This is a genomic window from Nocardiopsis protaetiae, from assembly GCF_045446735.1.
GTDB lineage: Bacteria > Actinomycetota > Actinomycetes > Streptosporangiales > Streptosporangiaceae > Nocardiopsis > Nocardiopsis protaetiae.
The window spans coordinates 1-12,864 of the sequence record NZ_JBJJBV010000195.1 but is presented as its reverse complement, the minus strand read 5'-3'; the positions used below and the strand labels follow the sequence as shown (position 1 = coordinate 12,864).

12 protein-coding genes are annotated in these 12,864 nt (G+C 72.7%); 4 read left to right on the top strand and 8 right to left on the bottom strand.

Annotated features, from left to right (window positions below; genetic code table 11):
* Positions 1-70: 70 nt before the first annotated feature.
* Positions 71-2,107, bottom strand: coding sequence for a 4-alpha-glucanotransferase (gene malQ / locus ACJOT3_RS24920; protein WP_406975526.1), 2,037 nt, complete (start codon positions 2,105-2,107; stop codon positions 71-73).
* A 289-nt stretch (positions 2,108-2,396) separates the two neighbouring features.
* Between malQ and ACJOT3_RS24915 the strand changes: the two genes are divergently transcribed.
* Positions 2,397-3,752 (top strand): MFS transporter, encoded by a 1,356-nt coding sequence (locus ACJOT3_RS24915; protein ID WP_406975525.1) that lies wholly within the window; start codon positions 2,397-2,399, stop codon positions 3,750-3,752.
* Between the two features lie 52 nt (positions 3,753-3,804).
* Here ACJOT3_RS24915 and ACJOT3_RS24910 read toward each other — a convergent pair whose 3' ends face one another.
* Positions 3,805-5,244, bottom strand: coding sequence for an amidase (locus ACJOT3_RS24910; protein ID WP_406975524.1), 1,440 nt, complete (start codon positions 5,242-5,244; stop codon positions 3,805-3,807).
* A gap of 194 nt (positions 5,245-5,438) precedes the next feature.
* Between ACJOT3_RS24910 and ACJOT3_RS24905 the strand changes: the two genes are divergently transcribed.
* Both ACJOT3_RS24905 and ilvD read left to right on the top strand, forming a co-directional pair.
* On the top strand, positions 5,439-6,233 hold the full coding sequence (locus ACJOT3_RS24905) for a nuclease-related domain-containing protein (protein WP_406975523.1): 795 nt from the start codon (positions 5,439-5,441) through the stop codon (positions 6,231-6,233).
* A 210-nt stretch (positions 6,234-6,443) separates the two neighbouring features.
* Complete coding sequence (gene ilvD / locus ACJOT3_RS24900; RefSeq protein WP_406975522.1) at positions 6,444-8,306, top strand: dihydroxy-acid dehydratase; 1,863 nt, start codon at positions 6,444-6,446, stop codon at positions 8,304-8,306.
* Between the two features lie 49 nt (positions 8,307-8,355).
* Here the strand turns inward: ilvD and ACJOT3_RS24895 are convergent, their stop codons facing one another.
* From ACJOT3_RS24895 to ACJOT3_RS24870, 6 genes are all read right to left on the bottom strand, one after another.
* Positions 8,356-8,637: a hypothetical protein gene (locus tag ACJOT3_RS24895; protein WP_406975521.1), complete on the bottom strand. Its 282-nt coding sequence runs from the start codon at positions 8,635-8,637 to the stop codon at positions 8,356-8,358.
* A gap of 44 nt (positions 8,638-8,681) precedes the next feature.
* On the bottom strand, positions 8,682-8,807 hold the full coding sequence (locus ACJOT3_RS24890) for a hypothetical protein (RefSeq protein WP_406975520.1): 126 nt from the start codon (positions 8,805-8,807) through the stop codon (positions 8,682-8,684).
* 7 nt (positions 8,808-8,814) lie between these two features.
* Positions 8,815-9,018 carry an FmdB family zinc ribbon protein gene (locus ACJOT3_RS24885; protein WP_406975519.1) on the bottom strand — a complete coding sequence of 68 codons (204 nt, stop codon included), beginning with the start codon at positions 9,016-9,018 and terminating at the stop codon, positions 8,815-8,817.
* A gap of 21 nt (positions 9,019-9,039) precedes the next feature.
* Complete coding sequence (locus ACJOT3_RS24880) at positions 9,040-9,468, bottom strand: type II toxin-antitoxin system VapC family toxin (protein ID WP_406975518.1); 429 nt, start codon at positions 9,466-9,468, stop codon at positions 9,040-9,042.
* Positions 9,453-9,713: a type II toxin-antitoxin system Phd/YefM family antitoxin gene (locus ACJOT3_RS24875; protein WP_406975517.1), complete on the bottom strand. Its 261-nt coding sequence runs from the start codon at positions 9,711-9,713 to the stop codon at positions 9,453-9,455. Before ACJOT3_RS24875 ends, ACJOT3_RS24880 begins: the two co-directional genes overlap by 16 nt.
* 156 nt (positions 9,714-9,869) lie before the next feature.
* Positions 9,870-10,370: an HNH endonuclease gene (locus tag ACJOT3_RS24870; RefSeq protein WP_306366535.1), complete on the bottom strand. Its 501-nt coding sequence runs from the start codon at positions 10,368-10,370 to the stop codon at positions 9,870-9,872.
* 374 nt (positions 10,371-10,744) lie between these two features.
* On the opposite strand from ACJOT3_RS24870, the gene ACJOT3_RS24865 reads away from it, so the two are divergent.
* Positions 10,745-12,838, top strand: a complete 2,094-nt coding sequence (locus ACJOT3_RS24865; protein WP_406975516.1) for a prolyl oligopeptidase family serine peptidase — start codon at positions 10,745-10,747, stop codon at positions 12,836-12,838.
* Positions 12,839-12,864: the final 26 nt, after the last annotated feature.

The window sequence follows — 12,864 nt, the reverse complement described above, 5'->3', positions numbered from 1 at the left end:
GACGGACGGGCCCGGGGAGGAAGGTTCCTCCCCGGGCCCGTCCCGTGTCCGGTGCCGTGTGCCCGCGGCGCTAGAGGGTGCGGCCGCGCCCGTCTGCGAGCGGGCCCAGGGTGCGGCGGATGCGCGCCACCATGCGCGGGTCGGCGAGCAGCTCGTCGACCAGGACGGGCTCGCCCTCGCCGTTGGTGAGCGGGATCCGCCAGTTCGGGTACTCGGTGCTGGTGCCCGGCTGGTTCTGCATGCGCCGGTCCCCCACCACGTCGGTGAGCGCCACGCCGACCATCCGGGCCGGGGTGGCCATGAGGTAGGCGTGCATGGCGGTGACCACGGCGGCCGGGTCGGCCAGCGGGTCGGCGTCCTCCTCCAGCATCCCCAGCTCCACGAGCAGGGCCCGCCAGCGCTCCACCCGGGCCTCGGCGTCGGCCCGCTCCTCATCCACCGGCCGGGACAGCAGCCCCAGCCGGTCGCGGAGCTCGACGTGCTCGGCGGACAGGAACGACGCCACCGGGGGCAGGTCGTGGGTGGCGACCGTGGCCAGGCAGTCGGTGCGCCAGTCCTCGGGGGCGCGCGGGGAGCCGTCGGGCTCCTGCTCGAACCACAGCACCGAGGTGCCCAGGATGCCGCGGTCGGACAGGTGGTCGCGCACCCACGGCTCGACGGTGCCCAGGTCCTCACCGATGACGACGGCGTCGGCCCGCCGGGCGGCCAGCAGCAGGGTGCCGACGGTGCCCTCGTGGTCGAAGGTGACGTAGGTGCCCTGGTCGGCGGAGGCGCCCTCGGGCACGCACCAGAGGCGGAACAGGCCCATGATGTGGTCGATGCGCACCCCGCCGGCGTGGCGCAGGGCCTGTCCGAGGATCTGCCGCAGCGGCCCGTAGCCGCGTTCGGCGAGGCGGCGCGGGTGCCAGGGCGGCTGCCCCCAGTCCTGGCCCAGGCTGTTGAACTCGTCGGGCGGGGCGCCCACGTGCAGCCCCTGGACGAGGGCGTCGCCGAACATCCAGGCGTCGGCGCCGCCCGCCTGCACGCCGATGGCGAGGTCGTGGACGACGCCCATGCCCATGCCGGCCAGACGGGAGGCGCTCTGGGCCTGGGCGAGCTGCTCGTCCAGGATCCACTGGAGCCAGCGGTGGAACTCCACCAGGGGCCAGCGGTCCAGGGCGGCCCGGCCCACGGCGTCGTCGGAGACGTCGCGCAGGTGCGCGGGCCAGGTGCGGTGGTCGGGCCCGTACTCCTCGGCCAGCGCCGACCAGGTGGCGAACTCCACCAGGGGCCGGCCCTCGCGTTCGAGGTAGGTGCGCAGGGCGGCCTCGCGGCCCGGGGCGCGGGGCACCTGGAAGAGGATCTCCAGGGCGGCCCGCTTGGCCTCCCAGACGGCGTCGCGGTCGAGCAGGTCGGCGGTGCGGCCGCGTTCGCGCAGCGGCCGGGCCAGGCGCTGGATGCCCTCGCGCTGGGCGGGGTCCAGGCGGGCGTACTCGGGGACGTCCTCGATGCGGATGTACAGCGGGCTCGCGTAGCGGCGGCTGACCGGCAGGTACGGGGAGGGCTCCACCGGGACGACGGGCTCGGTGGCGTGCACCGGGTTGATGAGGACGAAGTCGGCGCCCAGGTCGCGGCCGCTCCAGTCGGAGAGCTCGGCGAGGTCGCGCAGGTCGCCGATGCCCCAGGAGGCGCGGGAGCGGACGCTGTAGAGCTGGGTCATGACCCCCCACAGGCGCGGGTTCTCGCGCAGGGCGGTGGGCTCGATCCGGTCGGGGACGACCAGCAGGGGCGCGTCGTGCTCGGCGCCGCGGTGGGTGACGCGCAGCGTGTGGACGCCCAGGGGCAGGCCCTGGTCGAAGGGGAGCAGGGAGCCGTCGGCGGTCTCCACGGTGCTGTGCACCCCGTCGGGGAGCACCGGGTCGGGCGCCTTGCCCTCGCGCAGGACGACCGCGGGCGGGAGCAGGCGCGGCTCCCGGTCCGGCGGCTCCCGGTCCGGGTCCGCGCCCAGGGCGGCCAGGACATGGCGGATGACGTCGAGGTCGACCGGGACCCTGCGGCCCCGCCAGTCCTCGTAGCTCGTCGCGACACCGTACTGCTCGGCCATTCGGGCCAGCTGAACGTCCCTCACAGAATCCGATCATGCCCTACCGGGGACTCCGTACACCGCAAGGACGGGCCGGTACCGGCCGGGGTGCGCCCGGTTACGGCCGCCCTGAGGGGAAAAGCGCCGATCGTTCCGGGGGCGGTCGGGCGCGTCGCGGGGGAATCCCGGGGGAATCGTGGGGGGACCGTGGGGCGGGGGTGGCACGACCCCGCGGGGGCGCGGGGGTGACACGGCGTCGAGCGCGGGGCCATGCCACCGGTCGTATCGATAATCGGATGGCCCCCTACCTGCACTCTCTGCATAATCTGGGAGTGTGCTCGCCAACTACCGTCGGCTCTTCGCCGTCCCCCATGTGCTGTCCCTGCTGGCCTGGTCCCTGACCGCGCGGTTCTACACCCCGGGTCTGATGATCGCGGTCACCTTCCTGGTGGTCGACTGGACCGGCTCCTACTCGCTGGCGGGCCTGGTGGCGGGCGCGTTCACGCTGGGGATGGCGCTGGTGGGGCCGCTGCGCGGGCGGATGGCGGACAGGGGCGGCACCGACCGGCTGGTGCTGGTGTGCGGCGTGTTGTTCACGGTGGGCCTGCTGGCGCTGACGTGGCTGCCGGGGTCGCTGTGGTGGCTGTCCATCCCGCTGGCACTGGGGACCGGCCTGTTCGGCACCCCCGCGAACCAGATCGTGCGGGCCCTGTGGCCGCGGCTCACCCGCGGCCCGGAGCGGCAGGCGATCTACGCGGCCGAGGCCACCACACAGGAGCTGCTGTTCGTCTTCTGCCCCATCCTCACCGCCGGCGTGGTGGCGTTCGCCGGGCCGCGCTGGGCGCTGGTGATGCTCGCGGTGCTGGGCCTGCTGGGCGCGCTGGGCTTCGCCCTGGCGCTGCGCCGGGCCCGGGTCACCGGCCCGGCCCCCGTGGAGGCCGGGGCGGCGCCGGTGGCCGCCGGGCCGCGGCGCAGCCTGCTGCGCGAACCCGCCCTGGTGGTGCTGTTCGCGATGTGCCTGCTGATGGTCAGCGGGATCATGGGCGTGGACCTGGTCATCGTGGCCTGGGCCAACGAGCGGAACGCCCCGCACCTGGTGATGGTGCTGGCGTCGGTGTGGGCGCTGGGATCGCTGGTGGGCGGCGCGATCGCGGGCGGCCTGCGGGGCCGGCCGCGGCTGGTGCGGCGCTCGTTCGCCTCGGCCGCGGGCGTGGCGGTGCTGCTGCCGTTCACGCCGCCGCTGGTGGAGCTGTCCACCCCGCTGTGGGTGGCGCCGCTGCTGTTCCTGTCCGGGCTGGCGATCGCCCCCACGCTGGCCGCCACAATGGCGCGGCTGGGCGACCTGGCGCCGTCCGACCGGCGGGCCGAGGCGTTCGGGTGGATGACCACGGCGCTGGGCGCGGGCGGCGCGGTCGCCGGACCGCTGGCGGGCGGCCTGATCGACCTCATGGGGATCACGGGCGGGGTGCTGGGCGCGACCGTGCTGGTGACGGTGGCGGCGCTGCTGAGCGCGTTCGTCCCCGAGGCCCCGGCCGAGGCCGCGGAGACGGCCCCGGTGGAGGTCACCGGGGTCGCGGAGGCCGCTCCCCCGGCGGGTGCGGCCGGGATGGTCGCCCCGGTGGCGGAGTCCGGGCCGGGTGCGCCGGGCGCACAGCCCGTGGACCGGCCCGGAGACCGACCCCAGGACTGACTCCGGGGCCGGTCCGGGAGGCGGCCCGCGGGCGCCGCCCGGCCCGCCGCGGTCAGGCGTTCCAGACCGGTGGGACCCGGTCGGCCCAGGGGCGCGCCCGCTCCAGCTGCGCCGCCAGGGACAGCAGCAGCGGCTCGCCGCCCATCCGCCCGGTCACCATGGAGCCGATCGGCGCGCCGTCGGGCGCGTGGTGCAGGGGCACGCTCACGGACGGCTGGCCGGTGACGTTGAAGACCGACGTGAACGGCGTGAACGCGGTCATCCGGCGGAACTCCTCCTCGGGACCGTCGCCGGTGAAGTACCCGACGGGCACCGGGGGCAGCGCCAGCGTCGGGGTGACCACCGCGTCGTAGGGCAGGGTGGCGGCCAGCCAGGAGCGGATGCCGCGCTGGAGGCGGGCGCAGGCGGCGATGTAGTCCGGGACCGGCAGGGCGCGGGCGCGTTCGCGCAGCCGGCGGTTGAGCTCCCCGAGTTCGGACTCGCGGTCGGCGGGGACCGGCGTGGCCGAGGCCATGGCCTCCCAGATGCGGGCGAAGTCGTCGCCGAAGGTGCCGCCGAAGTGGGCGTCGCCGGGTTCGGGGATCTCCTCGACCTCGTGGCCCAGGTCGGCGAGCAGGCGCAGGGTGGACTCGTGGGCGGCCAGGACGTCGGGGTGGACGGGCAGCCCGGCCGAGCCGGTGTGGGCGTAGTGGCCGATGCGCAGCCGCCCCGGTTCGCGGTGGACGTGGTCGGCGAAGGTCTCGCCGGGCGGCAGCGGCGGCGCGGTGTAGTAGTCGCCGGGGCGGTTGCCGGCCATGACGTCGAGCATCAGCGCGGCGTCGGCGACGTGGCGGGTCAGGGGTCCGCTGGTGGACAGGCCGACGAGGTCGGGCTTGACCGGTGCGCCGGAGATGCGGCCCCGGGTGGGCTTGAGGCCGAAGAGCCCGCAGACCGAGGCCGGGATGCGGATGGACCCGCCGCCGTCGCTGGCGTGGGCGATGGGGGCCAGCCCGGCGGCCACGGCCACCGCGGCGCCGCCGCTGGAGCCGCCCGGGGACAGCTCCGGGTTCCAGGGGTTGCGGGCGGGCGGGGCGACGGCGTTCTCGGTGTAGCAGCTGGAGCCGAACTCGGGGGTGTTGGTCTTGCCGGTGAAGACCGCCCCGGCGGCGCGCAGGCGGGCGACGGTGTCGGAGTCGACGGGGGCGATGTTGTCGGCCAGGACCCGGGAGCCGTAGGTGGCCCGGACCCCGGCGAGGAGGTCGAGGTCCTTGATGGGGACGGGGACTCCGAGCAACGGGGGCAGACTCTCCGGCGTGTCGCTCATCACACGCTTCTCGGCGTATCGGGCTTGCTCCAAAGCCTTTTCCGCTATGACCGTAATGTAGGCGCCGTAGGCGGGGTCATGGCGCTCGGTCCGGGACAGAACGTGCTCTGTGATCTCACGAGGAGACAGTTCACGACTGCGGACCATCGCGGCGAGGCGGTGGGCCGGAAGGTCATGCATCTGGGTCATACCGACCCAGATTAGCGGGCACGCCAACGGGCACCACGAGAGGTGGAACCGAAGTTCTCTGGAGAGATCGACGAAGCATCTATCCTTCCCTGCCCCCGCGCTCCGAACCCTCCTGTGAGCCACAGAACAAGGGAAGAAAAGTGTGAGAAGTAATGCACTAGGACTCGGATATGAGTGGAACTAACCTGTCCGACGTGGAATCGGCAACCAGAGTGAACCCGTCGCCCCAGAGGCCGGAGCCGGAAAGGCCCGAAAGCCTCTTCTTCCCCAACCAAAAGAAGCAAAAGGACATTTCGGGCACGAGGGCGCTTTATGGTGCCCTCCGCGAGAACGGCTCCGCCCGTAAATGGGCCGTGCGCGGAGCCGTATCCGTCGCCGTCGCGATCGCCTGCGGACTCATCAGCTCCGACTGGCGCGTCGGCGCGACCCTGGGGATCGCCGCCATGGTCGGCATCTCGATGTACCAGTCCCGGCGCGAATCCGAGATCCCCCGCTGGCGCAAGCCCTCGGCCGCCCAGCGCAAGACCGAGGTCCAGCTCAAGCTGATGAAACAGCTCGGGTACAAGGTCCTGCACGCCCGCGCGGTGCCCGGCGGCAACGGCCAGATCGACCACTTCATCGTGGGCCGGCGCGGCGCGTTCGCCATCGACTCCGAGTCCTGGGACAAGAGGCTGCCGCTGCGCAACAAGCTCGAACAGCTCTACCACGGGCGGTTCAACAAGAACCAGCGCATCGACGAGGCGCTGGAGGAGGCCAAGCGGGCCGAGGAGCTCATCAGCAAGGAGCTCGGCCGCGAGATCAAGGTGCGCGCCTCCCTGGCCATCTACGGACCCGGCATGCCCTGGGACAGCCACCGGCTGCGGGGCGTGGACATCATCTCCGGCACCAAGGTCCGCAAGTGGCTGCGCACCGGCCGGGACCGCCTGACCGAGCAGGAGATCGACGACATCTACAAGGCCGCCGAGCGGGCGCTACCGCCACGGCACTGACGCACGGACCCACCGGCCCGGCCGGACCACAACGTCGTGGTCGCCGGGCCTCACGTATGTCCGGGGGCGGCGGGCGCCCGGGATCCGAACAGGGCGAATCCCCCTCCCGTCTCGATATGCGGACCCCCTGTCTTTCCCCCTGAGACCGCGAGCGCACCGAAAGGGGACTACCATCAAGGGGAAACACCCGTATCGATGGGAGTCCGCGCCATGCCACCCCTACGCTCACGCACCGTCACCCACGGCCGGAACATGGCGGGAGCGCGCGCCCTCATGCGCGCCACCGGCGTACAGAGCGAGGACTTCGGCAAGCCCATCGTGGCCGTGGCCAACAGCTTCACCCAGTTCGTCCCCGGGCACGTGCACCTGCGCGAGGTCGCCGACGTCGTCGCCGACTCCGTGCGCGCCGCCGGCGGCGTCCCCCGCGAGTTCAACACCATCGCCGTCGACGACGGCATCGCCATGGGCCACGGCGGCATGCTGTACTCGCTGCCCAGCCGCGAGCTGATCGCCGACGCCGTCGAGTACATGGTCAACGCGCACTGCGCCGACGCCCTGGTGTGCGTGTCCAACTGCGACAAGATCACCCCGGGCATGCTGCTGGCCGCGCTGCGCCTCAACATCCCCACCGTGTTCGTCTCCGGCGGGCCGATGGAGGCGGGCAAGGTGACCGTGGTCGACGGCACCGCCACCACCGTCAAGAAGCTCGACCTGATCAACCCCATGATCGCCGCGGCCGACGAGAGCGTGTCGCAGGCCGAGCTCGACGAGCTGGAGGAGAACGCCTGCCCGACCTGTGGTTCGTGCTCGGGCATGTTCACCGCCAACTCGATGAACTGCCTCACCGAGGCCATCGGCCTGGCGCTGCCCGGCAACGGCACCGTCCTGGCCACGCACACCGCCCGCCGGGCGCTGTACGAGGACGCGGGCCGCCTGGTCGTGGAGGCCGCCAAGAGGTACTACGAGCAGGACGACGACTCGGTGCTGCCGCTGTCCATCGCCACCCCGGCCGCGTTCGGCAACGCCATGGCCCTGGACGTGGCCATGGGCGGGTCCACCAACACGATCCTGCACCTGCTGGCCGCCGCCACCGAGGCCGGCGTGGACTTCGACCTGACCGACATCGACGCGGTCTCCCGCCGGGTGCCGTGCCTGGCCAAGGTCGCGCCGAACACCGAGAAGTACCACATCGAGGACGTCCACCGGGCGGGCGGCATCCCCGCCATCCTGGGCGAACTGGCCCGCGGCGGGCTGCTGGACACCTCGCTGCCCACCGTGCACGGCAAGACCGTCGGTACCTACCTCGCCGAGTGGGACATCGCCTCCGACGACGTCCTGCCCGAGGCCGTCGAACTGTTCCACGCCGCCCCCGGCGGGGTGCGCACCACCCGGGCGTACTCGCAGAGCACCCGCTGGGACAGCCTGGACACCGACCGGGAGAAGGGCTGCATCCGCTCCGTGGAGCACGCCTACACCAAGGACGGCGGCCTGGCGGTGCTGTTCGGCAACCTCGCCCCGGACGGCGCGATCGTCAAGACCGCCGGCGTGGAGGAGGAGCTGTGGACCTTCTCCGGCCCGGCCAAGGTGTTCGAGTCGCAGGAGGACGCCGTGGACGGCATCCTCAACAAGCGGATCGTGCCGGGCGACGTGGTGGTCATCCGCTACGAGGGCCCCAAGGGCGGCCCGGGCATGCAGGAGATGCTGTACCCGACGAGCTTCCTCAAGGGCCGCGGCCTGGGCAAGGCCTGCGCGCTCATCACCGACGGCCGCTTCTCCGGCGGCACCTCGGGGCTGTCCATCGGCCACGCCTCCCCCGAGGCCGCCGCGGGCGGTGACATCGCCCTGGTCGAGGACGGCGACATCATCAGCATCGACATCCCCAACCGGGGCATCGTGCTGGAGGTGTCCGAGGACGAGCTGAACACCCGCCGCGAGCGCCTGCTCAAGGAGCTGGGCCGGTTCCAGCCCCGCGACCGGCAGCGGCCGGTGACCGCCGCCCTGCGCGCCTACGCCGCCATGGCCACCTCCGCCTCCACCGGCGCGGCCCGCGACGTCTCCCAGATCGAACGCTGACCGCCCCACGAAGGGCCGGACCCGTCCCGGGTCCGGCCCTTCGCCGCGCTCATGTGCGGGCGGCCCCGCGGATCCGGTGGGCGGGCACGACCCCCACCGCCGACAGGGCGACGACCCCGGCGAGCGTCATCACCGCGGCGGGCGAGGAGCGGTCCACCACGGCTCCCCCGGCCGGTGCGCCCGGGGAGGGCGTCGCCTGGAACGAGGCGGTGAAGAGCACCGCGGAGACCTCGGGAGAGCCGGGCACGGTCCTGGAGAGCAGGGTCTGGGAGCGGACGGGCACCGCCCCGTAGGCCGCGCCCCGCAGCACCAGCAGGGCCGGTGAGCCCACCGCCGCCCCGCCCAGGATCGGGAGCAGGAGGGTGGCGGCGGCGATCAGCGCGGCCGCCCCCGCGGCAGCGGCGGGACCACGGCGAACAGCAGGGCGAGGATCCCCAGGCTCAGGCCGGCCAGGACGGCGAAGGGGCGGCCCTGGCGGGCCGCCCCTTCGCCTGTGGACAACGCGCGGTCAGCCGCAGCAGCCGCCCCCGCAGCACCCGCCGCCACCGGACGCGGGCGCCGGGGCCAGTCCGCCGACGGCCACCGTGGACAGCAGCCGCACCGTGTCCCCGTGCCCCTGCGGGCAGGCCGCCGGGTCACCGGACTCGGCCATCGGACGGGAGAGCTCGAAGGTGTCGCCGCACTCGCGGCACCGGAAGTCGTATCTGGGCATGCCCCCAGAATACGGCCCGCTTCACCCTTCGAAAGGATTCAGCAGTGGCACCCCCCGGTCCGACACGTCCTTGGTGTTGCGCGTGACGAACGTCCACCCGTGGTGAGCCGCGGTGGCCGCCATCAGACCATCGACCACCGGGAGTCGGTCCGGGACGTTCATCGCGGCCCACCTTCGCGCGACGCCACCGTCCACAGGGACGATCCTGTCCGCGTAAGAGTGCACGAGCCGCTCCGACCACTCGGCCAGCCGATCGGCCTGACCATGGTCACCACGGTGGCGCAACCGGAGCACACCCTGCTCGATCTCTCCGACCACGAGCACACTGATGAACAGCGCATCGTCGTCCACCATCCCCCACCACCGCAGGAGACCCGGGTCCGGCTCACGGCGACGCAGTTCGGAGAGAACGTTGGTATCGAGAAGGAAACCCACTACCCCTCGTCCCATTCGATCTCCCGGCCGGTATCTCCGGAGCGGACCTCATCCACGATGTCCAGAGAGGGGGATTCGGCCAAGAACTCCTTGAATCCCCGCCTCACACCTTTGAGCCTGCGGTACTCCTCGATATCGATCAACACGGCCACCTCCCTGCCGTGTCGGGTGATGATCTGGTCCCCTTCGCTCTCCACAGCTCTCAGCACCTCGCTTGTACGCTGCTTGAGCTCCTGCACCTGCCATCTCACAACGACCACCTCCAAAAAAAGTCTAGTCTGTCTAGACCTGAAAAGGGAGATCGTGGGGAGGGCGCGCGGAGCCGCCCCCGGCGGCCCGTGAAAGGCGTGCCGGAGGCGGCGGAGGCGGGGCGGGGTGGGACGCGCTGTTCCCGCCGCCGGGGGCGTTCAGGGCCGTCAGGCGGCCAGGTGCGCCATGTAGGGCTCCCACTGCGGGTCGCCGTGCAGGTCCCCGTTGATCAGCCGCCAGTGCGGACCCTTGGGCACCTTGGGGGTGACGTGCAGTTCCCAGCCGAGTTCGTCCAGGAACTTGTCGGCCTTGCGGTGGTTGCACGGCTTGCAGGCCGCCACCACGTTCTCCCACACGTGCGCGCCGCCGCGGCTGCGCGGGATGACGTGGTCGATGGTCTCCGCCTTCTTCCCGCAGTAGCCGCAGGTGTGCCGGTCGCGGCGCATCAGCGCCACACGGGTGAGGGGCACCCTGCGACTGTAGGGGACGCTGATGTAGCGCCTGAGCCGGATCACCGACGGCACCTCGTACGAGTGCGTCGCCGAGTGGAGAACCGCCCCGGCCCCGTCGCGGTGGACGACCTCCGCCTTCTCCCGCAGCACGAGCAGAATCGCTCTGCGCAGCGGCAATGTCGTAAGTGGTTCGAAACTCGCGTTGAGCAGCAGCACGTGCCGGCGGGCGGTTGGCCCGCCCTCCCTGCTGCGCGCGCCGCTCATCGCGACACCTCGGCCGTCGGGTGCGACGACCGTGTCTCTTCCCCGGCCAGCCGTTCGGCCAGCCAGGAGACCTCCCTGTGCACCGATCCCGTGATCGGTGGCTCTGTACGCCTTGCCACACGGACCTCCCGGTGGTCCCGCCGAGTTGCGTCCCGCATTCAGTGTGCGTGGTGGGGAGGCTTCGGCGCCACCCCAATTTCCGCAGGCCGCGTCGCGAACCCGCTGTTATCGCTATTCCTGGTCATAATGCGCGCCGCCGAAACCACGTTGTATGTTCCCTTCCCATACCGATCGCACGTGAGATAGCGGTGGATAGAGTGCGAAGCATGCCTGAACTCCGCTATCCCACGGCCGAGCGCCTCGACCTCGTCGAGAACCTGCACGGCCGCCCCGTCTCCGACCCCTACAGGTGGCTGGAAGACCCCGAATCCGCTCCGACCAAGGAATGGGCGGCCGCCCAGGACGCCCTGTTCTCCGAACACAGCGCGCACCTGCCCGGCCGGGACCGGTTCGCCGCGCACGTGCGCGAACTGATGGGCGCCGGCAGTGTGGGCGCCCCCGTGTGGCGCGGGGAGCGCCGCTTCTCCGGGCGCCGGACCGCCGACCAGGAGCACCCCGTCCTGTACGTGCGGGACGGCGACGGCCCCGAGCGCGTCCTGATCGACCCCGGGGCGCTGGACCCCTCCGGGCTGACCACGCTGGACGCCTGGAAGGCCGACCCGTCCGGGCGGCTGCTCGCCTACCAGCTGTCCGAGGGCGGGAACGAGGAGTCCGTCCTGCGGGTCATGGACGTGGACTCCGGGGAGGTCGTCGACGGCCCCATCGACCGGGCCCGGTACACGCCCGTCGCGTGGCTGCCGGACTCGTCGGCGTTCTACTACGTGCGCAAGCTGCCGCCCGAGCAGGTCCCCGAGGACGAGCAGGACTACCACCGGCGCGTCTACCTGCACCGGCTGGGCACCCCCGCCGACGAGGACGTGCTGATCTTCGGCGAGGGCCGGGACAAGACCGAGTACTTCGGGGTGGCGGTGAGCCGGGACGGCCGCTGGCTGGTGCTCGACGCCTCCAAGGGCACCTCCGCGGACACCGACCTGTGGCTGGCCGACCTGTCCCGGAGCCCGCACGAGGCGCCCGCCTGGGTGAGCGTCCAGGAGGACGTCGCCGCGGCGCTGTCCGCGCACGTGGGCCGGGACGGCAGGCTGTACCTGTTCACCGACCGGGACGCCCCGCGCGGACGCCTGTGCGTCGCCGACCCCGAGTCGCCCGGGTTCGAGAACTGGCGCACACTCGTCGCCGAGGCCGACGACGCCGTGCTGGAGGACTACGCGATCCTGGACGGCCCCGGGCTGGAGCGCCCCGAGCTGCTGGTCTCCTGGACCCGGCACGCCATCGGCGAGGTCACCCGGCACGACCTGGCCACCGGGGAGTTGCTGGGCACGCTGCCGCTGCCCGGGCTGGGCAGTGTCGGCGGCCTGCTGGAGCGCCCCGAGGGCGGGCACGAGGCCTGGTTCGGCTACACCGACAGCACCACCCCGTCGGCGGTGTACCGCTACGACGCCGGCAGCGGCACGGTGGACCTGTGGGAGAGCGCCCCCGGCTCCGTCACCGTGCCCGACGTGAGGGTGGAGCAGATCGCCTACACCTCGAAGGACGGCACCACCGTCCGGATGCTGGTGATGGCGCCCGCCGCCCCGGCCGACGGCCCGCGGCCGACCATCCTGTACGGGTACGGCGGCTTCCGGATCTCCCTCACCCCCGGCTACTCGGCGACCGCCCTGTCCTGGGTGCGGGCCGGCGGGGTGTACGCCGTGGCCGGGCTGCGCGGCGGCCTGGAGGAGGGCGAGGAGTGGCACCGCGGCGGCATGCTCGCCGACAAGCAGAACGTGTTCGACGACTGCGCCGCCGCGGCCGAGCACCTCATCGCCACCGGGGTCACCGACCCCGACCACCTGGCGATCATGGGCGGCAGCAACGGCGGCCTACTGGTCGGGGCGATGGTCACCCAGCGGCCGGAACTGTTCGCGGCCGCGGTGTGCTCGGCCCCGCTGCTGGACATGGTCAGGTACGAGCGGTTCGGGCTGGGCCGGCTGTGGAGCGTGGAGTACGGCAGCGCCGAGGACCCCGAACAGCTGGGGTGGCTGCTGGGCTACTCGCCGTACCACAACGTGCGCGAGGGCACCCGGTACCCGGCCGTCCTCTTCACGGTGTTCGACAACGACACCCGGGTGGACCCGCTGCACGCCCGCAAGCTGTGCGCGCAGTTGCAGTGGGCGACCTCGGCGCCGGTCGGGGAGCGGCCGGTGCTGCTGCGCCGGGAGGCCGAGGTGGGGCACAGCACCCGCTCGGTGAGCCGAAGTGTGGAGCTGAACGCCGACCAGTTGGGGTTCCTCGCCCACCACCTGGGCCTGCGCGTGGACTGACCCGGGCCGGGCGCACCCCGGGCCCG

Bases quoted from the DNA above. Each gene is read 5' to 3' on its own strand.
- ilvD (WP_406975522.1), top strand. From the start codon at position 6,444: ATGCCACCCCTACGCTCACGCACCGTCACCCACGGCCGGAACATGGCG.
- ACJOT3_RS24885 (WP_406975519.1), bottom strand. From the start codon at position 9,018: ATGCCCAGATACGACTTCCGGTGCCGCGAGTGCGGCGACACCTTCGAG.
- ACJOT3_RS24880 (WP_406975518.1), bottom strand. From the start codon at position 9,468: ATGGGACGAGGGGTAGTGGGTTTCCTTCTCGATACCAACGTTCTCTCC.
- ACJOT3_RS24910 (WP_406975524.1), bottom strand. From the start codon at position 5,244: ATGACCCAGATGCATGACCTTCCGGCCCACCGCCTCGCCGCGATGGTC.
- ACJOT3_RS24865 (WP_406975516.1), top strand. From the start codon at position 10,745: ATGCCTGAACTCCGCTATCCCACGGCCGAGCGCCTCGACCTCGTCGAG.